We start from the raw sequence: 20171 nt of genomic DNA on the forward strand, positions 1-20171 counted from the left end.
GTTAACCTCACACGCCGATGTTTCTTAACTTTTCCCCTGCCATCAGCTTGCGCTCGATGTGCTCCAGGGTGACGCCTTTGGTTTCGGGGATCAGCCAGAAGGTGATACCAATAAACACCACGTTCAGCACCGTATAGAGCCAGAAGGTTCCCGCTGCGCCGATAGAGTCCAGCAAGGTCAGGAAGGTGGCGCCAATGATCATGTTCGATACCCAGTTGGTGGTGGTGGAACAGGTGATCCCGAAGTCGCGGCATTTCAGCGGCTGAATTTCAGAGCACAGGATCCACACCACGGGCGCGGCGCTCATCGCGTAACCCGCGATGCACATCATCGTCATACCCACAGAAAGCCAGGACAAGCTGCTGGACGCCGTACCGTTATCAAACTGCATCAGGCAGTAGCCGAGGATCAGCGTCCCCAGCGCCATCACGCTAAAACCAATTTTGAGAGCCGGTTTACGGCCCGCTTTATCGACGGTAAACACCGCAATAAAGGTGGCAAACATAAAGGTCAGCCCCACCACCAGGGTGGCGATCATCTGCTGTTCGGTGGTGGTGAATCCGGCCATTTTAAAGATGCGCGGCGCGTAATACATGATGATATTCATGCCGGTAAACTGCTGCATCGCCTGCAGAAGCATGCCGAGGAATACCGCGCGACGGACGTTGCGGTTTATTTTGAATAACGACCAGCCACCCTGTTTCAGCTTGAGGCTTTCGCGGATCTCGTTCAGCTCTTCCCGCGCTTTCTCAGAAGTGTCGCGCAGCATCCGCAGCACTTCCTCCGCCTCGACGTGTCGTCCTTTTTGCGCCAGCCAGCGCGGACTGTTGGGCAAAAAGATCACCAGCACAATCAGCAATACTGCCGGGAGCGCCAGAACACCCAGCATGGCGCGCCAGTTGCCGCTGTAGCTGAAATAGGTATCAGACAGAAAGGCCAGCACGATCCCGAGCGTCACCATTAGCTGGTACATGCTGATCATCTTGCCGCGTACGTTTTCGCTCGCCATCTCCGAGAGATAGAGCGGTGCGGTGTAGGAGGCAATCCCTACCGCCACCCCCAGCAGCACACGTGAAAGCAGTAACGCTTCAACGCCCGTGGCAAACGCGGAGCCCAGCGAGCCGGCCACAAACAGAATGGCACCCACCATCAGGCTATATTTTCGGCCCAGGCGGAATGAGAGCCAGCCGTTGAACAAGGCCCCTACTGCGGCGCCCAGCATCATGCTGCTCACCACCCACTCCTGCAGGCGATTACTGAGCGTAAAGTGATCGGTGATAAAGGGGAGCGCACCGGCAATAACGCCGATATCCAGCCCAAACAGTAAACCGGCCACCGCCGCGGAAACAGAAACAAACAGGTTCATCCTGCGGGTATCGCGAAGCGCGCGGGGCATAAAGGTTGAGTCATTTATAGATGTCATATTTTCCTGCCTGAACAGCGTAAGACGTTAAATGAAATTACGAGAAACCCTGAAAAAGTGTCAGGTCGTATAACGTGAAAATATGGATTTATTGGCTGGCAGGGTGCGATCTGTGATGGACATTACAATTTAAAACAAGGGTGAATATTCACCGCTTTTTGTTAATGACATGATTTATAGAGATTAAATATGTGATGCGCGTCATTTTGGTAAAATGCCTATGGATTTTCCTCGTTTATCGATATGGACAATGGTTAATTGAGGACAAAAAAAACCTCCGCCCGTGAGCAGAGGTCTTTTCAACAGGGGCGAGAATTAACGCGCCAGCCAGCCGCCGTCAACCGCTACGGTGTAGCCGTTGATGTAGTCAGAAGCGCTGGACGCCAGGAACACCACCGGCCCCATCAGATCGCTTGGCAGACCCCAACGACCCGCCGGGATACGCTCGAGGATCGCCGCGCTACGCTCTTCATCAGCACGCAGCTGTTGAGTGTTGTTGGTGGCCATGTAGCCCGGTGCGATGGCGTTCACGTTGATGTTGTGCTGCGCCCATTCGTTCGCCATCAGACGGGTTACGCCCATTACGCCGCTTTTGGAAGCAGTGTAAGAAGGCACACGGATGCCGCCCTGGTAGGAGAGCATGGAGGCGATGTTAATGATTTTGCCGCCGTTGCCCTGCGCGATAAAGTGCTTCGCTGCAGCCTGAGCCATGAAGAACACGCTCTTGATGTTCAGGTTCATGACGTCGTCCCAGTCTTTCTCGCTGAAGTTGATGGCATCTTCACGACGAATCAGACCGGCGTTGTTGACCAGAATGTCGATATGACCGAATTCAGCAACCGCACGCTCCAGCAGCTCAGGGATGGCATCGATTTTACGCAGGTCAGCGGTCAGGCTCAGGAAACGACGGCCCAGCGCGGTGACGCGCTCGATGGTCTCCTGCGGCTCAACGATGTTGATACCCACGATGTCACAGCCGGCTTCCGCCAGACCCACCGCCATACCCTGGCCCAGACCGGTATCACAACCGGTGACGACCGCAACTTTACCTTGCAGAGAAAATGCATCCAGAATCATTTTTTTTCCTTTAATCTTTCAGCGCCTGAACGAACAGGCAAGTGTGTGCTTAACTGTCCGCGACTAGCGCAGATCCTTAACGGCAACGTGGTCCATATCATCGAAGACCTGGTTTTCGCCAACCATGCCCCAGATGAAGGTATAGGCACGCGTACCCACGCCAGAGTGAATAGACCAGCTTGGTGAGATCACCGCCTGCTCGTTATGCATCACGATATGGCGCGTCTCCTGAGGCTGTCCCATCATGTGGAATACACAGGCGTCTTCTTCCATATTGAAGTAGAAGTACACTTCCATGCGGCGCTCATGGGTATGGCACGGCATGGTGTTCCACAGGTTGCCCGGCTCGAGCTCGGTCAGACCCATACTGAGCTGGCAGGTTTCCAGCACATCAGGAACGAAGTATTTGTTGATGGTGCGGCGGTTGCTGGTGAGGTTGTCACCCAGGGTGACCGGAGAGACTTCCGCCGGGGTCACTTTTTTGGTCGGATACGTGGTGTGTGCCGGGGCGCAGTTGTAGTAGAACTTCGCTGGTTTGCCGCTATCAACGCTGGCGAAAACCACTTCCTGGGCGCCTTTTCCGACGTACAGGGCATCGCGATGGCCGATCTCATAGCACTGACCGTCAACGGTGATGGTGCCCGGACCGCCGATGTTAATCACGCCCAGCTCACGACGCTCAAGGAAGAAGCTGACGCCGAGCTGTTTGCCCACTTCACCACCGACGGAGACCGTTTTTGCCACCGGCATGATGCCGCCAACAATGATGCGGTCAATGTGGCTGTACACCATGGTGTACTCATCCGCGACAAACACTTTCTCGACTAAAAACTCATCGCGCAGCCCCTGGGTATCCAGCGTTTTTGCATGCGCGCTGTGGATGCTTTGTCTGACTTCCACATTAACCTCCAGAATTTATCGGCCCCGAAGGCCAGGATAATTAACAAAACGGTGTTCCGTTTTCATGATGAGCACATATTATCTGCTGTGAAATGGGTTTTCAATTACATTTAAAACGATGTTTCACTTTTTCTGTAAGTTATTCTCAAAATTGCAGTTGCGATCACGATTGTCAGGGAGTTGACATCGCTTTCTTAAAACGTTTGTTTAAAGCATCCCGATTAATTTGCAAATTAAACAACAGGTTATAAAACAATAAAAAATTGATGTCGGGATGCTAAAAATCTGAACAGATGTAAAGAGAATGATGATCTGGCGGGCTTTTCCTTCAGAAGTGCGCCACCAGTCACACACACTGAAACGATGTTTTGATATTTTAACACCCAGTTTTTAAACTCATATTTTACCGAGCGGACCGCAGGGAAATCCTGTCGTCGAATTCAAGGAGTGCATCATGGCAAAAGGCATGCGGGTCAAACTGAACTATGAGGTCAGTCGCGATCCGGATACAGGCGTGGAAGTCACCCGCCTGACCCCCCCTGAAGTTACCTGTCATCGTAACTACTTCTATCAAAAATGCTTTTTCAACGACGGTAGTCATCTGCTGTTTGCCGGCGAATTCGATGGCCACTGGAACTACTATCTGCTGGATCTGAAAAAGGCCGAAGCGGTGCAGTTAACCGAAGGCGCGGGCGACAACACCTTTGGTGGTTTCCTGTCACCGGATGATAAATCGCTCTATTACGTTAAGAATGATCGCACTCTGCGGGAAGTCAATCTGACGACCCTTGATGAACGCGAAGTGTATCGCGTCAGCGATGACTGGGTCGGCTACGGCACCTGGGTGGCGAACAGCGACTGCACCAAACTGGTCGGCATCGAAATCGCGAAAAGCGACTGGACGCCGCTGAACGACTGGCAAATCTTCCATGACTTCTTCCACAAAGGCCCGCACTGCCGCCTGCTGCGCGTTGATCTGCAGACCGGCGAAAGCAGCGTGATCCACGAAGAGAAAAACTGGCTCGGCCACCCTATCTACCGTCCGTTTGACGATAATACCGTCGCGTTCTGCCATGAAGGCCCACACGATCTGGTGGATGCCCGCATGTGGATGGTGAACGAAGACGGCAGCAACGTGCGTAAGGTTAAAGAGCACGCGGAAGGCGAAAGCTGCACCCACGAGTTCTGGGTCCCGAACGGCTCGGCACTGGTGTATGTCTCTTACCTGAAAGGTGAGCAAGGCCGTACCGTGTACAGCTTCAACCCGGATACCGGCGAGAACAGCGCAGTGATGCAGATGCCGGCCTGTTCGCACCTGATGAGTAACTTTGATGGCACCCTGCTGGTAGGTGATGGCTCTGGTACCCCGGTGGATGTGAAGGACACCAGCGGTTACACCATCGATAACGATCCTTATCTGTATGCGTTCGACGTGGCGAAAAAGGCTTACTTCCGCATCGCGCGTCACGATACCTCCTGGGCAACCGTGGCCAACAGCCGCCAGGTGACCCATCCGCACCCATCCTTTACCCCGGATGATAAAGCGGTCCTGTTTAGTTCCGATAAAGACGGCAAACCTGCTCTCTATATTGCGAAGCTTCCTGAGCAACCTGAATTATTGCGTGAATAAATGTTTGTGTCTGTGTTCCTGTAACTGGCCTTGCCCTCCTTTATGGAGGGCTTTTTTTTATCCTATATCGGTGCAGTCATAAATTGCAGGCATAAAAAAACCGGCTCTTTCGAGCCGGTTAATCCCGGAGGTACTGCTTGTTATTAGAAGGAATATGCTACGCCGACACGGAGACGGGTCTGACGTTCATCGGTTGATTTCACGCCAACGTTACCCACTTCGCCATACGGGGACCAGTTTTTATCAATTTTGTACGCCAGCTTAACGTTATATTCCTGGGAGTAATCTTTGTTGTTGTTACGAATATTGCCTTCGGAGCTTTTTGCATAAACGTAGTTCAGCTCGGTACGGAAATCGCCCATTACCCAACCCACCCACGCATCACCGCGGTTAACCTTATCATCTTCTCTGTCCGGGGTAGAAGGATAACGGGTGTACTCATAGCGGTAACGGCCGGAAATATAGAAGCCATTGTCGAAGCTGTATTGCGCTTGCAGGAACGGCTTATAAATGGTGTTGCTTTCTTTACTTTCGACCGTAAAGCCTGGCGTCAGGGAGATATTATCGTTGGCTTTCCAGCGCCAGCTAATCTGGTCTTCGTGACCATTACCTACCATATCGGAAAACGGCTGGTCAGTTTTATCGCCGCCAGATTTCCATTTAGCTTCGACAGAAAAACCAAAGCCATTATCAAAACGGTGTGAAACTGCCACGCGGTCTGCGTTGGTACCAGTATCAATGTATTCGTGACGCAGATCGACAGTAACAGCCTGAGCTGCGAAAGAAGCGCCAATAAGTGAAGCAAGGACCAGAGATTTCTTAAACATGGAAAAACCCTCGTTTAAAATGATGTTTCGTTTTTATGGAATTGCATTTTATTTTTTTAAATACGTAATTTTAGTGATCATGATCGTAAATATTTGTTTCATTTTTTTTGGCAAAGCCAGCCGTGAGCAATATCAACAAAAGAGGGTTTTTAAAGGGAATTTAACGGATCGGGATCACACTAAATTGTTATTAGCACTTCAGGGAATGCGATAAATATTTCGAGGAAGTTTGAGAATGTACTTACAAGGGTAAAAATATGATGGGGCTCACAAACAAATAAGCCTCCGGGTTGGGAGGCTTATTCAGGTTGATATTTATCAAAGCGTGTTATCGTTCTATAGCTAACGCCACGCCCTGTCCGCCGCCGATGCACAGCGTGGCCAGCCCTTTGCGGGCATCGCGTTTCACCATCTCATGCACCAGCGAGACCAGAATACGGCACCCTGAGGCACCAATGGGGTGGCCCAGCGCAATCGCCCCACCGTTGACATTGACCCGGCGCTCATCCCACTCCAGCATTTTGCCCACCGACAGGGCCTGGGCGGCAAATGCCTCGTTGACTTCGATCAGATCGACATCCGCCAGCTGCCACCCTGCCCGCTCCAGACAGCGGCGCGTGGCATGCACCGGGGCGATCCCCATTAAAGCAGGATCCACGCCGACGCTGGCAAAGGCTTTGATGCGTGCCAGCACCGGTAGATTCAGCGCTTCGGCTTTGCTCTCGCTCATCATCATCACCGCGGCAGCGCCATCGTTAATAGAGGAAGCATTCCCGGCGGTGACCGAACCGGTAATTTCAAAGGCAGGATTGAGTAACGCCAGCCCTTCGGCGCTGGCGTCGGTGCGCGGCTGTTCATCGGTATCCACCAGCAGAGGGTCACCGTTCTGCATCCGGGCGCTGACCGGGACAATCTCATCCCGGAAGCGGCCTGCGTCGATGGCGGCCCGGGCCTTGTGCTGCGAGCTAAGAGCGTAAGCGTCCTGACGTTCACGGGTGATACCATATTCCCGGGCCAGGTTTTCCGCCGTGACGCCCATATGGTAATCGTTGAAGGCATCCCACAGCCCGTCATGCACCAGGCTGTCGATAAGCTGGCTGTTGCCCAGCTGGGCCCCGGTACGGCTGTCGGTAAGAACGTGCGGCGCGCGGCTCATGTTCTCCTGGCCGCCGGCGATCACCACGTCGGCTTCACCGCACTGGATCGCCTGGGTCGCCAGGTGCAGCGCCTTGAGGCCGGAGCCACAGACGTCGTTGATGGTAATGGCCGAAACGGTGTTGGGTAATCCCCCCTTCAGCGCGGCCTGGCGGGCGGGGTTTTGCCCGGCCCCAGCGGTCAGCACCTGGCCGAGGATCACCTCGTCAACCTCGTGGGCCTCAATGCCACTGCGCTCCACCAGCGCGCGGACTACCACGCTGCCCAGATCTACCGCCGAGTGGCGTGAGAGCGCTCCCTGGAAACAGCCTATTGCTGTGCGCAACGCACCCACTATCACGACGTCTTTCATCTCAACCTCTGCGCAAAATGACACCGCTCATACTAGAGGATTGTTATCAACTAATGATGTAATTGTTTAAAAAAAGTGAGTTTTATCACAAAGGTCACGCACTTATTTTGTATGTCCCGGAGAAAGCCCGCATGCATTCACATAACTTATAATTTTCACGGTAATTATTAGAGAACGAATTTGCATTATGACGGCGCGGCGATAAGTTAGGAGATGCAAACACGCATTAACACTGGAGTAACAAATGTCCGACTGTATCATTCCAGAAATAAAAGAATCAGAAGAAGAAATCATCGCCATCCGTCGTCATTTACATGCCAATCCTGAATTAAGCCTCGAAGAGTTCAATACCAGCAATCTGGTGGCGCGCCAGCTGGAAGGCTGGGGCTATCAGGTGACGCGGGAGATCGGCAAAACCGGCGTGGTCGGCTCGCTCAGCAAGGGCCAGGGCAGCAAATCCATCGGCCTGCGCGCCGATATGGACGCCCTACCGATCTTTGAAGCCACCGATTTGCCCTGGGCCAGTACCGTGCCGGGCAAAATGCACGCCTGCGGTCACGACGGCCACACGGCGATTTTACTGGCCGCTGCGAAATATATTGCCTCTGACGCCTGCCAGTTTAACGGTACCGTGCACCTGATTTTCCAGCCTGCCGAAGAGGCGATTGGCGGCGCCGATCTCATGATCAAAGATGGGCTGTTTGACCGCTTCCCCTGCGACCGTATTTTTGCCCTGCACAATATGCCCTACCTGCCGACCGGCAAGTTTGGCTTCTATGAAGGCAACTTTATGGCCTCCGCCGATACCGTGAAAATTACCCTGCAAGGGTATGGCGGGCATGGCGCGCACCCGGAACGCACCGTGGATCCGATTGTGACCGGGGCAGCGCTGATCATGTCCCTGCAGAGTATTGTCGCGCGTAACGTGCCGCCGGGCGAAACCGCCGTGGTGACGGTCGGAACCTTCCAGGCGGGCATTGCCTCCAACGTGATCCCGGACAGTGCGGTGATGGAGCTGACAGTGCGTTCGATGAAGCCGGAGATCCGCGAGTTGCTGATCCGCCGCATTCAGGAGCTTACCGACTTTACCGCCCGCAGCTACGGCGCCACCAGCGAAGTGGAGATCTATGACTCCTACCCGGTGCTGGTCAACGATGCGGAACAGACCGCCTTCGCCCGCCAGTTGGCCATCGAATTCTTTGGTGAAGATGCGGTACTCGACAGCGTCTCTCCCTCCAACGGCAGTGAAGATTTTGCCTTTATGCTCCAGCAACGTCCGGGCAGCTATTTCCTGCTCGGCAACGGCGAGAAAGGGGAAAAAGGCGGCTGCATGGTGCATAACCCCGGCTACGACTTCAATGACGAGATCATTACCACCGGGGCCTCCTTCTTTGCCCGTTTGGTTGAAAACTATTGCCGTTAAGACAGGGACAGATAATGAAAAAAATCCTTTTACCGCTGGTGGCCCTGCTGGTCGCCTCATCCGCGTTTGCCGGCGAGACCAAAGCGCTGCGTTTTGGCGTGGACCCGACCTTTGCCCCCTTCGAGTCAAAAAACCCACAGGGCGAGGTGGTCGGTTTTGATATCGATCTGGGCAATGCCATCTGTCAGCAGCTGCAGGCGAAATGCGTCTGGGTTGAAAGTAATTTCGACGGCATCATTCCATCCCTGAAGGCGCGTAAATTTGATGCCATCCTCTCCGGGATGTACATCACCGACAAACGTAAAGAGCAGATTGCCTTCAGCGACAAGATTTACAGCGGCCCGGCCTTCCTGGTGGCGCGTAAAAACAGCCTCGCCAGCAACAGCGTGGATCAGTTGAAGGGGAAAACCATCGGCGTGGAACAGGGTTCCGCCCAGGAAACCTATGCCAATGAGCAGTGGCGCGGCAAGGGCGTTAACGTGGTGGCCTACCAGGGTGCCGACCAGGTGATACGCGACCTCGAGTCCGGGCGTATTGACGGCGCGGTGCTCTCCGGGGTGATGGCGGAGTACAGCTTCCTCAACAAGCCTCAGGGTAAAGATTTTGCCTTTGTCGGCGGCGCGCTGCAGGACGATGCCCTGTTTGGCGCCGGGGCGGCGATTGGACTGCGCAAAGAGGATGACCAGTTACGCCAGGAGCTGAACGGCGCCATCGCGGCGATCCTGGCTGACGGGACCTACAAAAAGCTCGCCTCTAAATACTTCAGCTTTGATATTTATACTGGCCAGTAACGGTATTCCGCCCTTCACTGGCTGAAGGGCGGCGATTTCCAGTACTGGGTTAAGGCGGGCGCGTTTCCATTTAACGGGTCCGATTCAGGAAACGGCAGCGCAACGATCCGCGCCAGTATTGCTGGCGTCGCTGCCTGCTTACAGAGATCGAACTCCATCCCCGGCGGATAAGCCCCCACCACCTGAAAATCGAGACTTGCCGATAAGCGGCAGTGCCCGGTTCCCGCAGGCAATAACAGGGCATCCCCTGCCTCTACTTCGATCTCCTCCCCGCCAGGACCGCCAATCATCAGGCGCGCCGCCCCCCGGGCAACACCTAATACCTCATGGGCAGTGGAGTGGTAATGGTGATAGTCGAAAATCCCATCGCGCCACTGGGGCGGCCAGCCGTTGTCGGCAAACCGTTGTTCAAACTGGCTGGCGACATCCCCATCCGTTATCACCCCTTTATAGATCAGCACCGGCAGATGGGGATTGTTAGGCACCCAGTCTTTGGATGAGAGCATCAGCACCCGGGGCGTAATGGTATTTTTAGCGTTCATGTCACTTCTCGCCGGTTAATTTACCCCATTAAGTGTAGACCTTTTAGATTTCGGTACCGATCAGGTGAATGTCGTATTCATCACACCGGATCTGCCTGGTGCTGTAGCCAGTGCCGCAGCCAGTTTCCCGCTGTCCCCGGCGGGGAGCGTTTATTCCACACCAGATCGATCGCCACCGAGCGCGGCCACCCCGGGACGTTGATCTGCACCAGGGATTTAGCAGGGGCAAACTCCGCCACCAGTGCACAGGGCAGCGCGCACCAGCCGAAGCCCTGCACCGCCATGCTGAGCAGCATCAGGTAGTTAGGCGCCGACCACACCGGCCCCTGCGCCAGCACCGGCTCACGTTCCAGATAGGTGTTCAGGCGCAGCTCCCGCCAGCCGTGCAGTTCATCAGCCTCGATGCAATTTTGCGCCGCGAGGGGATGGCTGGCAGAGGTATAGATCGCCATGTGGGTCTGCATCGGCAGGCGGACGGCGGCAATGTCGGTGGGATAACTTTCCCGCGCCCCGGTAAGGCCGATGTGCGCTCGCCCTTTTTGCAGCAGGTCGATGACATCCTCCTCTTCACCAATCAGGCATTCGAATTCGGTATGGGGAAAACGCTCATCAAAGCGAAACAGCATCTCCTCCAGCACGTCCGGGTGCAGGGTGTCCGAAAGCACAAAGGTCAGCCGCGCTTCGGTCTCTTCGCTCAGGGAGACCGCCAGCTCGTCGAGCCGTGCGCTGGCGGCGAGGATCGACTGAACATAGCCCAGCACCTGTTTGCCCTGGGCGGTAAGCACCGGCTGGCGGGCGCTGCGATCGAACAGCGCAAAACCGAGGTCATCTTCCAGATGAGCAATGGCGGTGCTGATTGTGGACTGGCTTTTACGCAGACGGCGGGCGGCGGCAGAGAACGAGCCGGTGGCGACCGTCTCGACAAACGCCGTTAAGGCTTCGGGGGAGTAGCGCATGATGTATCTACTTTATCGATGGAATCTAACTTTTATATATCAGTTTTAACGATAAAAATAGCGGCCTGACTCTGCCCATCCTGGCAGGTTAATGAGGTATCAGGTTATGCAGCACAACGATATTCAACGCCGAAAACTGCCGGAACGTATCTTCCACGCCGTCTTATTTGAAGGGATTGCCACGGCGATCCTTGCCCCAACCACCGCCTGGCTGATGCAGCGCCCGGTGCTGGAGATGGGCGGATTGACCATTCTCCTCGCCACCACGGCGATGATCTGGAACATCATCTATAACGCCGGGTTCGACAGACTCTGGCCGCGGCATATTATCACCCGCACCGCTAAAGTCCGCGCCCTGCACGCTCTCGGCTTTGAAGTCGGCTTTATTTTTATCGGTGTCGGCATTGTGTCGCTGGTGCTGGGCGTAAGCCTGCTGCAGGCGTTCACCTTAGAGATTGGCTTCTTTATTTTCTTCCTGCCGTACACCATGCTTTATAACTGGGCGTACGACACCCTGCGCGATCGCGTCATGAAGCGACGCCAGCAGCGACAGGCCGCCACCTCTTAATCCCTCTGGCCGGAAATGCTTTCCGGCCCGCTTCCCATAGCGCCAACTGCGACCCCAACTGATGATTATGGTAAAATAGTCTCCTTTTTGTTGGTTTTATAGTTGATACGTTTCTCACATGTCGAAAATCTGGTCTAAAGAAGAGACCCTCTGGAGCTTTGCCCTGTACGGCACTGCCGTGGGCGCAGGAACCTTGTTTCTGCCCATCCAGCTGGGATCTGCGGGCGCTGTCGTCCTGTTTATCACCGCCCTCGTGGCGTATCCATTCACCTACTGGCCCCACAAAGCGTTATGTCAGTTCATCCTCTCTGCAAAAACAAAAGGTAGCGAAGGCATCACCGGCGCGGTAACGCACTACTACGGGAAAAAGATCGGCAATCTGATCACCACGCTCTACTTTGTCGCCTTTTTTGTGGTGGTGCAGATCTATGCCGTGGCGATCACCAACTCGCTGACCGAACAGCTGGCGAAGCATTTGACGGTGGACACCACGGTGCGGGTGCTGGTCAGCCTGGGAGTCGTGCTGGCGTTGAATCTGATCTTTCTGATGGGGCGTCATGTCACCATTCGGGTGATGGGCTTTCTGGTCTTCCCGCTGATCGCCTACTTCCTGCTGGTGTCGCTGTATCTCACCCACAGCTGGCAGCCCTCGCTGCTCACCAGCCAGATGAGTGTGGATAAGCACACCCTGCACCAGGTGTGGATCTCCATTCCGGTAATGGTGTTCGCCTTCAGCCATACGCCGATTATTTCGACCTTTGCCGTCGATCGGCAGGAGAAATATGGCGATGCCGCGATGGGCAAATGCACCCGCATCATGAAGGTGGCGTACCTGATTATCTGCCTGAGCGTGCTGTTCTTTGTCTTCAGTTGCCTGCTGTCTATCCCACCGTCCTACATCGTCGCCGCTAAAGAGGAAGGGGTGACCATTCTCTCTGCGCTCTCGATGATGCCCTCTTCCCCTTCCTGGCTTGGGATCTCCGGGATTGTGGTGGCCATTATCGCGATGTCGAAGTCGTTTCTCGGCACCTATTTTGGCGTGATTGAGGGGGCCACAGAGATAGTGAAATCCGGGTTAAATCAGGTTGGGGTGAAGAAAAGCCGGGCCTTTAATCGGGCCGTATCGGTGATGGGGGTCTCTCTGATCACCTTTGCGGTGTGCTGCATTAATCCTAACGCCATCTCAATGATCTATGCCATCAGCGGACCGCTTATTGCGATGATCCTGTTTATCATGCCAACCCTCTCGACCTTCCTGATCCCGGCCCTGAAGCCTTACCGCTCCGTTGGCAATGTGCTGACGCTGATCGTTGGGGTGTTATGCGTGTCGGTGATGTTTATCGCCTGATCAAAAGACAGCACGCTGGTTTGCGACAGCGTGCTGTTCAGCATCAGGCGCGGATATTGTCATACTCGCGGGTGTTATCAAATTCATGCTTGGCGAACGGGCACAGGGGGATGATTTTGCGGTTTTCTGCGCGCATCTTTTCCACTACCTTCGCCACCAGCTGTTTGCCCACGCCCTGTCCTTTCAGGCTGGGATCGACATCGGTATGCTCAATAATGCTGAGGTGTTCGCCAGTGGGAACAAAGACGATCTCCGCAACCTGGTTGCCTTCGGCATCATTGACATAAAACTTGTTATGGCCTTCCTGAATTTCCATGGTTTCTCGCTTATTTGTGGCGGTATTTAAGTGCGCCGCTGGGGCAGGTATCAATCACACGCACAACCGTATCGACATCCACTTCATCAGGGATGATCCACGGTTTACGTTTCAGGTTGAAGAGTCTGGCGCTGCCACGCACGCAGTTTCCCGCATGCTGACAGATGCCGGTGTTGAAGTAGACATCAATTTTCTCACCGGTATAGGCCCGGTATCCCGCTTGCAGGAGATCGTTATCCATGACATTGCCTCTGTAATTATTATGTTTTCGGGAATAAGGAGTGTGCTGGTGTTGAGATCCAAAAGTTAACATTTATTTAATCCAGTTATCCACTCCCTTTGGTGCCCGACACCTCTAAATAACCATAGTCATACCAGGGCTGTTCATTTTTGATAACCGTAGCGTTTTAACAAAACCATTATCAATCTTAGAGTTAGTTAATGAAGGCGTATTCTTCATTACAAGTTTTCCCAAAAGAGTTATCATTACTCTATGTTTAAGAAATTTGAATATGGATTAAAATCAACATGATAATTAAACCCAAGATTCGTGGATTCATCTGCACAACGACACATCCGGTTGGTTGCAAGGTTAATGTAAACAAACAAATCGAGTACGTCCGCCAAAACGGAAAACTCACTGATGGCCCTGCGCGCGTGCTGGTGATCGGTGCTTCCACTGGTTATGGGCTTGCTTCCAGAATTTCTGCAGCATTTGGCGGCGGTGCTTCCACTATCGGTGTTTTCTTCGAAAAGCCGGGAACGGATGCCAAGCCAGGCTCAGCGGGCTGGTATAACTCTGCGGCTTTTGATGAAGCAGCGAAACGTGAAGGTCTTTACTCGAAAAGCATCAACGGCGACGCGTTCTCCGATGAGTGCCGCGACGAAGTCATCAACCTGATCAAAGAAGATCTGGGTCAGATTGATTTAGTGGTTTATTCGCTGGCATCCCCGGTAAGAAAGATGCCAAAAACGGGCGAAATTGTTCGCTCTGCGCTGAAGCCAATCGGTGAGGTTTATACCTCTAAAGCCATTGATACCAACAAAGATCAGATCATCACCGCCAGCATTGAACCGGCAACCGAAGAAGAAGTGCGTAATACGGTTACCGTGATGGGTGGCGAAGACTGGGAACTGTGGATTGATGCGCTGAATAACGCAGGCGTGCTGGCTGATGGCGCGAAGACCGTTGCTTACTCCTATATCGGCACGGATTTGACCTGGCCTATTTACTGGCACGGTGCGCTCGGTAAGGCGAAGGAAGACCTGGATCGGGCGGCAAAAGCGTTACGCAGCAAGCTGGCTCCTCTCAACGGTTCTGCAAACGTCGCGGTGTTAAAATCCGTCGTCACGCAGGCGTCCTCCGCCATTCCTGTCATGCCGCTTTATATTTCCATCGTGTTCAAGCTCATGAAAGACCGTGGAATTCATGAAGGTTGTATCGAGCAAATTAATCGTCTTATGACTACCAGCCTGTATGGCGGTAATGCCAAACTTGATGACGAGCAGCGAATTCGCATGGACGATCTGGAACTGCGTGAAGACGTTCAGCAAGCGTGCCGCGAAATCTGGCCGACGATTACCGATGAAAATCTGGAGCAGCTGACAGATTACATCGCTTATAAAGAAGAGTTCCTGAAGTTGTTTGGTTTCGGATTCGAAGAAGTTAACTACGAAGCCGATACCGAAACAAACATAGATTTTGATGTGAAAACATTAATCTAATAAAAGGGGGCGCAAGCCCCTTTTTTAACGACGTGTCAGAGCCAACCTTAATCCCAATCCAATAAATGCCAGCCCCACAATCCGATCCAGGATTTTCTGTAAGCCCCGATTTTGTGAGACTGCACCCGCGGCGCTACCTGCAAGTATGGCGAAGGTTAAATCAGTCAAAAAAGCGATCAGCGCGTAAGTCATCCCCAGGATCAGAAAAGAGGCGGTGTGGTGCTCGCCCCCAGGTGAAACGAACTGAGGAAAGAAGGAGATAAAGAACAACAGAACCTTCGGATTGGTTAAGGTTGTAATGAAGCCTTTAGAAAGCAGATTTGTAAGGGTCGCTTTGGTCTTAACAGGTTCAGCTTCGCTGTAGTTTGTGGTTTGTTTTGCGAAGGTTCCCAAAACCATCTTACTACCGAGATACATAAGATAAGCCGCCCCGAGATACTTGATGATGGTGAACATCAGCGGAGAAGCGGTGATTAATGCAGTTAATCCCACTGCGCTTGCTACAGCATGAGTACAGCTACCTAAGGCGACACCAGCAGCAGAGATGATCCCCGATCTTCTTCCGTTAGCTACGCTTTGCCCTATCACGTAGGCCATGTCAGGCCCTGGTGTTACGGAAAGGAGAAAAACTGACAGGGCAAAAAGCCCAAAGTTTGTTATGTCCAGCATAGTCATCTCCAGAAATAGAAGAACAGACCTGTCATGCTAGCACTGAATGGTTATGCGTTAAATGAAGATTTCTATTCAAAAAGAGTCGATAAGCGCTACTGCGTAGTATGCTGAAAGAAATGGGATTTTTGAAAAGGTGCTGGCTGGGGAGACTGGAGCGGGCGAAGGGAATCGAACCCTCGTATAGAGCTTGGGAAGCTCTCGTTCTACCATTGAACTACGCCCGCTTTGAGGTGCGTAAAGCATTATAGACCTTACGCCTCTCCTGACAAGACTCCCGTGCGCTAACTGGCGATTAAATAACCACTTAGCACTTCGGTTTGCCGCCCTGAGGCGGTAAATAGCGTTGCGGATCGATAGCGGTCGCCTTATAACGAATCTGGAAGTGCAGCTTAACCGAATCTGTGCCAGTGCTGCCCATAGTCGCAATCTTCTGCCCGGCCTTCACATTCTGCCCGTTGTTGACCTGCATTGTATCGTTATGGGCATAGGCTGTGATGTAGTCTTCGCCATGTTTAATCATGATCAGGTTACCGTACCCACGCAGCTGATTACCGACGTAGACCACCTTCCCTGCTCCGGATGCATAGACCGGGGTGCCTCGCGCAGCTGCGATATCAATGCCTTTATTACCGCCTTCGGACAATGAATAGGGCACGACGACTTTTCCGCTGGCAGGCCAGATCCAGCAGCGCTGCCCAACGGGCGGCCAGGAGGACTTAGGTACGGTGTAAGAAGGGGTAACCGCGGCGGTTTTCCCTTTGCTCTTTGAGGAGGATTTTTTCGCCGTGGCGCTGCTGCCGTTAGTTCTCAGCTTTTGCCCTACTTCAATGGTGTAAGGTGGCGAAATATTATTCAGGCGCGCCAGATCCTTCACGCTGGTGCCGGTCGCACGCGAGATGCGGTACAGCGTATCGCCGCGTTTAACGGTATACACAGGACCAGAGTCCGATGACTGGTCGCCCGCGCATCCCGCCAGTAACAGGGCCAGGATCAGGCAAAACAGAGCAGAAACGGGTTTTTTCGTCAGGCTTCCTGCAAACAAAACAGTTCCTCGGTCAACGTGAATGGCCGCGCTATGATAGCAGCCAGAACTGATATGGGTCAGCCCTTTTCCGCTCTGCGCGTCAAACCGTTCGTATAAGGATGCAGTATAATAGTGCTGCAGATGGTGCTGAGCCATCTGGCATGGCTGGTACTGGAGCATGAATGAGTATTCAAGAACACGTTATTTTGGTAAGTGACCAGGGAAAGGTGATGGGCACTCAGGAAAAATACGCCGCACACACCTCTCATACCCCACTGCACATGGCCTTCTCCTGCTGGCTCTTTAACGCCAACGGTGAATGCCTGATAACCCGACGCGCACTGAGCAAAAAAGCCTGGCCCGGCGTCTGGACAAACTCGGTCTGCGGCCATCCGCAGTCTGGCGAAGAGACAGACCAGGCGATCATCCGCCGCTGTCGCTTTGAAGTGGGTGCTGAAATTGCCAATATCACTCCCGTCGCGCCTGAGTTTCGCTATCGTAGTACCGATCCCTCCGGGATTGTTGAAAACGAAATTTGCCCGGTCTTTGCCGCTCGCATCACCAGTGAAATAATCATTAACGATGACGAAGTGATGGACTATCAGTGGGTGGAGCTGGAGACGCTATTCTGCGCGCTGGAGGCCACGCCCTGGGCCTTTAGCCCGTGGATGGTGATGGAAGCGAGTACGGCTCGCGAGGCACTCAGAGCTTTCGCGGCGCAATAAAAAAGCCCCTTTCGGGGCTTTTTTTACATCTGTACGGCTTATTTCACCGGACGCATCGCCGGGAAGAGGATCACGTCGCGGATGGTGTGGCTGTTAGTGAACAGCATCACCATACGGTCGATACCAATACCCAGGCCTGCCGTTGGCGGCAGACCGTGCTCCAGCGCGGTCACGTAGTCTTCGTCGAAGAACATCGCTTCGTCGTCGCCTGCGGCTTTCGCATCAACCTGATCCTGGAAGCGCTGGGCCTGATCTTCTGCATCGTTCAGCTCGCTAAAGCCGTTGCCGATCTCGCGGCCACCGATGAAGAATTCAAAGCGGTCAGTGATCTCCGGGTTCTCGTCGTTACGACGCGCCAGCGGAGAAACCTCTGCCGGGTATTCGGTGATGAAGGTCGGCTGAATCAGGTGTGCTTCGGCCACTTCTTCGAAGATCTCAGTCACGATACGGCCCAGACCCCAGCTCTTCTCAACCTTGATACCGATGCTTTCAGCGATCGCTTTCGCAGAGTCGAAGTTATCCAGATCGGCCATCTCGGTTTCCGGACGGTATTTCTTGATCGCTTCGCGCATGGTCAGCTTAACGAACGGCTTACCGAAGTCGAAGACCTCTTCGCCGTAAGGCACTTCGGTGGTGCCCAGAATGTCCTGCGCCAGGGTACGGAACAGGGATTCGGTCAGCTCGATCAGATCTTTGTAATCCGCATATGCCATATAGAGTTCCATCATGGTGAACTCTGGGTTATGACGTACGGAGATGCCTTCGTTACGGAAGTTACGGTTGATCTCGAACACGCGATCGAAACCGCCTACCACCAGACGCTTCAGGTACAGTTCCGGCGCGATACGCAGGTACATGTCGAGGTCGAGGGCGTTGTGATGGGTGATGAATGGACGCGCAGACGCACCGCCCGGGATCACCTGCATCATTGGAGTTTCCACTTCCATAAAGTCGCGCTTAACCATGAACTGGCGGATACCGGCCATGATCTGGGAGCGAATTTTGAAGGTGTTGCGGGATTCGTCGTTAGAGATGAGGTCCAGATAACGCTGACGGTAGCGCGCTTCCTGATCCTGCAGGCCGTGGAACTTGTCCGGCAGCGGGCGCAGGGCTTTGGTCAGCAGACGCAGCTCGGTGCAGTGAATGGACAGCTCGCCGGTCTTGGTTTTGAACAGCTTACCTTTGGCGCCGAGGATATCGCCCAGGTCCCATTTCTTGAACTGTTCGTTGTAGATGCCTTCCGGCAGATCGTCACGGGAGACGTACAGCTGAATGCGGCCACCAACGTCCTGCAGGGTGATAAAGGAGGCTTTACCCATAATGCGACGGGTCATCATGCGGCCCGCAACGGCCACTTCGATGTTCAGCGCTTCCAGCTCTTCGTTCTCTTTAGCGTCGAAGTCAGCGTGCAGTTGGTCTGAGGTGCGATCGCGACGGAAATCGTTCGGGAACGGCACGCCCTGCTCGCGCAGTGCAGCCAGCTTCTCGCGGCGGGTTTTCAGTTCATTGTTAAGATCGACGACCGCGTCAGCGCCCTGTGCTTGTTGTTCAGACATGTTGGTTCCTCATAACCCTGCTTTCAGACTTGCTTCGATAAATTGGTCCAGGCTGCCGTCCAGCACCGCCTGCGTGTTACGGGTTTCGACACCGGTACGCAGGTCTTTGATGCGGGAGTCATCAAGGACGTAAGAACGGATCTGGCTGCCCCAGCCGATGTCGGACTTGTTGTCTTCCATCGCCTGCTTCTCAGCATTTTTCTTTTGCATCTCCAGTTCATAAAGCTTCGCTTTCATCTGCTTCATGGCCTGGTCTTTGTTTTTATGCTGGGAACGGTCGTTCTGGCACTGTGTTACCAGCCCGGTCGGCAGGTGGGTAATACGCACCGCGGATTCCGTACGGTTTACGTGCTGACCACCCGCACCGGAGGCGCGGTAAACGTCGATACGCAGATCGGCCGGGTTAATTTCGATATCGATATCGTCCTTCACTTCCGGATAGACAAACGCGGAACTGAAAGAGGTATGACGACGGCCGCCGGAGTCGAACGGGCTCTTACGCACCAGGCGGTGAACGCCGGTTTCAGTACGCAGCCAGCCGTAAGCGTAATCGCCAATGATTTTAACGGTGACAGATTTCAGGCCAGCCACTTCGCCTTCAGACTCTTCGATGATCTCGGTCTTGAAGCCGCGGGCTTCAGCCCAACGCAGGTACATACGGGTCAGCATGCTGGCCCAGTCCTGTGCTTCTGTGCCGCCGGAACCGGCCTGGATATCCAGGTAGCAGTCGGCGCTGTCGTATTCGCCGGAGAACATGCGACGGAATTCCAGCTGCGCCAGCTTCTCTTCCAGCACGTCGAGTTCTGCCACAGCTTCGTTAAAGGTATCTTCGTCGTCGGCCTCAACGGCCAGCTCCAGCAGCCCGGAAACATCCTCCAGACCCTGCGCCATCTGATCCAGCGTATCGACGATAGCTTCCAGAGAGGAACGCTCTTTACCCAGCGCCTGTGCGCGATCAGGTTCGTTCCAGACGTCCGGCTGTTCCAGCTCGGCGTTTACTTCTTCGAGACGCTCTTTCTTGGCATCGTAGTCAAAGATACCCCCTAAGAACGTCGGAGCGCTCCGTGAGGTCCTGAATGCGGTTTTTTACCGGATTAATTTCAAACATGGTCTGTTTTCTTTTATGGACTAGTCAAAATGCGGAGATAAGGGCGGAATTGT

At 53.8% G+C, this 20171-nt stretch carries 20 protein-coding genes and 1 tRNA gene; 7 read left to right on the plus strand and 14 right to left on the minus strand.

Going from position 1 to position 20171, the window contains the following annotated elements:
- Positions 1-7 precede the first annotated feature (7 nt).
- From araE to kduI, 3 genes are all read right to left on the minus strand, one after another.
- Positions 8-1423: an arabinose-proton symporter AraE gene (gene araE, locus SOM40_RS19165; protein WP_166183855.1), complete on the minus strand. Its 1416-nt coding sequence runs from the start codon at positions 1421-1423 to the stop codon at positions 8-10.
- A gap of 315 nt (positions 1424-1738) precedes the next feature.
- The gene (gene kduD, locus SOM40_RS19170; RefSeq protein WP_106994402.1) at positions 1739-2500 is read right to left on the minus strand and encodes a 2-dehydro-3-deoxy-D-gluconate 5-dehydrogenase KduD; all 762 of its coding nucleotides are present in this window, start codon (positions 2498-2500) and stop codon (positions 1739-1741) included.
- A gap of 63 nt (positions 2501-2563) precedes the next feature.
- On the minus strand, positions 2564-3400 hold the full coding sequence (gene kduI / locus SOM40_RS19175) for a 5-dehydro-4-deoxy-D-glucuronate isomerase (protein WP_077227196.1): 837 nt from the start codon (positions 3398-3400) through the stop codon (positions 2564-2566).
- Between the two features lie 454 nt (positions 3401-3854).
- Here kduI and SOM40_RS19180 point away from each other — a divergent pair, with 454 nt between their 5' ends.
- Positions 3855-5030 carry an oligogalacturonate lyase family protein gene (locus SOM40_RS19180; protein WP_106994401.1) on the plus strand — a complete coding sequence of 392 codons (1176 nt, stop codon included), beginning with the start codon at positions 3855-3857 and terminating at the stop codon, positions 5028-5030.
- Positions 5031-5173: 143 nt separating this feature from the next.
- On the opposite strand, the gene SOM40_RS19185 is transcribed toward SOM40_RS19180, so the two are convergent.
- Entirely contained in the window at positions 5174-5857 is a 684-nt protein-coding gene (locus SOM40_RS19185) for an oligogalacturonate-specific porin KdgM family protein (protein WP_106994400.1), read from the minus strand.
- Between the two features lie 328 nt (positions 5858-6185).
- On the minus strand, positions 6186-7364 hold the full coding sequence (locus tag SOM40_RS19190; protein WP_106994399.1) for an acetyl-CoA C-acetyltransferase: 1179 nt from the start codon (positions 7362-7364) through the stop codon (positions 6186-6188).
- 244 nt (positions 7365-7608) lie between these two features.
- Between SOM40_RS19190 and SOM40_RS19195 the strand changes: the two genes are divergently transcribed.
- Positions 7609-8787 carry a M20 aminoacylase family protein gene (locus SOM40_RS19195; protein WP_106994398.1) on the plus strand — a complete coding sequence of 393 codons (1179 nt, stop codon included), beginning with the start codon at positions 7609-7611 and terminating at the stop codon, positions 8785-8787.
- Between the two features lie 14 nt (positions 8788-8801).
- Positions 8802-9578 carry an ABC transporter substrate-binding protein gene (locus tag SOM40_RS19200; RefSeq protein ID WP_320530564.1) on the plus strand — a complete coding sequence of 259 codons (777 nt, stop codon included), beginning with the start codon at positions 8802-8804 and terminating at the stop codon, positions 9576-9578.
- A 14-nt stretch (positions 9579-9592) separates the two neighbouring features.
- Here the strand turns inward: SOM40_RS19200 and SOM40_RS19205 are convergent, their stop codons facing one another.
- A complete protein-coding gene (locus SOM40_RS19205) occupies positions 9593-10120 on the minus strand; it encodes a cupin domain-containing protein (protein ID WP_320530565.1) in 528 nt (175 codons plus the stop codon).
- 80 nt (positions 10121-10200) lie between these two features.
- Positions 10201-11076, minus strand: coding sequence for a LysR family transcriptional regulator (locus tag SOM40_RS19210; RefSeq protein WP_320530566.1), 876 nt, complete (start codon positions 11074-11076; stop codon positions 10201-10203).
- A 106-nt stretch (positions 11077-11182) separates the two neighbouring features.
- On the opposite strand from SOM40_RS19210, the gene SOM40_RS19215 reads away from it, so the two are divergent.
- Together SOM40_RS19215 and SOM40_RS19220 are read left to right on the plus strand one after the other, a co-directional pair.
- Complete coding sequence (locus SOM40_RS19215; RefSeq protein ID WP_320530567.1) at positions 11183-11644, plus strand: multidrug/biocide efflux PACE transporter; 462 nt, start codon at positions 11183-11185, stop codon at positions 11642-11644.
- 118 nt (positions 11645-11762) lie between these two features.
- Positions 11763-12992 (plus strand): amino acid permease, encoded by a 1230-nt coding sequence (locus SOM40_RS19220; protein ID WP_320530568.1) that lies wholly within the window; start codon positions 11763-11765, stop codon positions 12990-12992.
- 43 nt (positions 12993-13035) lie between these two features.
- On the opposite strand, the gene SOM40_RS19225 is transcribed toward SOM40_RS19220, so the two are convergent.
- Together SOM40_RS19225 and yjdI are read right to left on the minus strand one after the other, a co-directional pair.
- A complete protein-coding gene (locus SOM40_RS19225; RefSeq protein WP_166183868.1) occupies positions 13036-13308 on the minus strand; it encodes a GNAT family N-acetyltransferase in 273 nt (90 codons plus the stop codon).
- 10 nt (positions 13309-13318) lie between these two features.
- Positions 13319-13549, minus strand: coding sequence for a 4Fe-4S mono-cluster protein YjdI (yjdI, locus tag SOM40_RS19230; RefSeq protein WP_103792598.1), 231 nt, complete (start codon positions 13547-13549; stop codon positions 13319-13321).
- 287 nt (positions 13550-13836) lie between these two features.
- On the opposite strand from yjdI, the gene fabV reads away from it, so the two are divergent.
- On the plus strand, positions 13837-15033 hold the full coding sequence (gene fabV, locus SOM40_RS19235) for an enoyl-ACP reductase FabV (protein ID WP_320530569.1): 1197 nt from the start codon (positions 13837-13839) through the stop codon (positions 15031-15033).
- Between the two features lie 24 nt (positions 15034-15057).
- Here fabV and SOM40_RS19240 read toward each other — a convergent pair whose 3' ends face one another.
- The 3 genes from SOM40_RS19240 to actS all read right to left on the minus strand — a co-directional run bounded on the left by SOM40_RS19240 (position 15058) and on the right by actS (position 16747).
- Positions 15058-15702, minus strand: coding sequence for a LysE family translocator (locus SOM40_RS19240; RefSeq protein WP_320530570.1), 645 nt, complete (start codon positions 15700-15702; stop codon positions 15058-15060).
- Between the two features lie 153 nt (positions 15703-15855).
- A tRNA-Gly gene (locus tag SOM40_RS19245) sits at positions 15856-15929 on the minus strand.
- Between the two features lie 80 nt (positions 15930-16009).
- Positions 16010-16747, minus strand: coding sequence for an amidase activator ActS (gene actS, locus SOM40_RS19250; protein WP_312079059.1), 738 nt, complete (start codon positions 16745-16747; stop codon positions 16010-16012).
- 164 nt (positions 16748-16911) lie between these two features.
- On the opposite strand from actS, the gene idi reads away from it, so the two are divergent.
- Positions 16912-17454, plus strand: a complete 543-nt coding sequence (gene idi / locus SOM40_RS19255; RefSeq protein WP_261645038.1) for an isopentenyl-diphosphate Delta-isomerase — start codon at positions 16912-16914, stop codon at positions 17452-17454.
- Between the two features lie 38 nt (positions 17455-17492).
- Here idi and lysS read toward each other — a convergent pair whose 3' ends face one another.
- Together lysS and prfB are read right to left on the minus strand one after the other, a co-directional pair.
- Positions 17493-19010, minus strand: coding sequence for a lysine--tRNA ligase (gene lysS / locus SOM40_RS19260; RefSeq protein WP_106994388.1), 1518 nt, complete (start codon positions 19008-19010; stop codon positions 17493-17495).
- A gap of 9 nt (positions 19011-19019) precedes the next feature.
- A protein-coding gene (gene prfB / locus SOM40_RS19265) for a peptide chain release factor 2 (RefSeq protein WP_106994387.1) occupies positions 19020-20118 on the minus strand; the annotation gives its coding sequence in 2 pieces (ribosomal slippage) (positions 19020-20042 and positions 20044-20118; 1098 coding nt in all).
- Between the last annotated feature and the right edge of the window lie 53 nt (positions 20119-20171).

Origin of the sequence: Leclercia sp. CFBP8987, assembly GCF_034044995.2 — a bacterium.
Lineage (GTDB): Bacteria > Pseudomonadota > Gammaproteobacteria > Enterobacterales > Enterobacteriaceae > Enterobacter > Enterobacter tamurae.

Bases quoted from the DNA above. Each gene is read 5' to 3' on its own strand.
- SOM40_RS19210 (WP_320530566.1), bottom strand. From the start codon at position 11,076: ATGCGCTACTCCCCCGAAGCCTTAACGGCGTTTGTCGAGACGGTCGCC.
- SOM40_RS19195 (WP_106994398.1), top strand. From the start codon at position 7,609: ATGTCCGACTGTATCATTCCAGAAATAAAAGAATCAGAAGAAGAAATC.
- araE (WP_166183855.1), bottom strand. From the start codon at position 1,423: ATGACATCTATAAATGACTCAACCTTTATGCCCCGCGCGCTTCGCGAT.
- SOM40_RS19220 (WP_320530568.1), top strand. From the start codon at position 11,763: ATGTCGAAAATCTGGTCTAAAGAAGAGACCCTCTGGAGCTTTGCCCTG.
- lysS (WP_106994388.1), bottom strand. From the start codon at position 19,010: ATGTCTGAACAACAAGCACAGGGCGCTGACGCGGTCGTCGATCTTAAC.
- SOM40_RS19185 (WP_106994400.1), bottom strand. From the start codon at position 5,857: ATGTTTAAGAAATCTCTGGTCCTTGCTTCACTTATTGGCGCTTCTTTC.
- SOM40_RS19180 (WP_106994401.1), top strand. From the start codon at position 3,855: ATGGCAAAAGGCATGCGGGTCAAACTGAACTATGAGGTCAGTCGCGAT.
- kduD (WP_106994402.1), bottom strand. From the start codon at position 2,500: ATGATTCTGGATGCATTTTCTCTGCAAGGTAAAGTTGCGGTCGTCACC.
- yjdI (WP_103792598.1), bottom strand. From the start codon at position 13,549: ATGGATAACGATCTCCTGCAAGCGGGATACCGGGCCTATACCGGTGAG.
- SOM40_RS19205 (WP_320530565.1), bottom strand. From the start codon at position 10,120: ATGAACGCTAAAAATACCATTACGCCCCGGGTGCTGATGCTCTCATCC.
- idi (WP_261645038.1), top strand. From the start codon at position 16,912: ATGAGTATTCAAGAACACGTTATTTTGGTAAGTGACCAGGGAAAGGTG.
- fabV (WP_320530569.1), top strand. From the start codon at position 13,837: ATGATAATTAAACCCAAGATTCGTGGATTCATCTGCACAACGACACAT.
- SOM40_RS19225 (WP_166183868.1), bottom strand. From the start codon at position 13,308: ATGGAAATTCAGGAAGGCCATAACAAGTTTTATGTCAATGATGCCGAA.
- SOM40_RS19190 (WP_106994399.1), bottom strand. From the start codon at position 7,364: ATGAAAGACGTCGTGATAGTGGGTGCGTTGCGCACAGCAATAGGCTGT.
- SOM40_RS19200 (WP_320530564.1), top strand. From the start codon at position 8,802: ATGAAAAAAATCCTTTTACCGCTGGTGGCCCTGCTGGTCGCCTCATCC.
- SOM40_RS19240 (WP_320530570.1), bottom strand. From the start codon at position 15,702: ATGCTGGACATAACAAACTTTGGGCTTTTTGCCCTGTCAGTTTTTCTC.
- SOM40_RS19215 (WP_320530567.1), top strand. From the start codon at position 11,183: ATGCAGCACAACGATATTCAACGCCGAAAACTGCCGGAACGTATCTTC.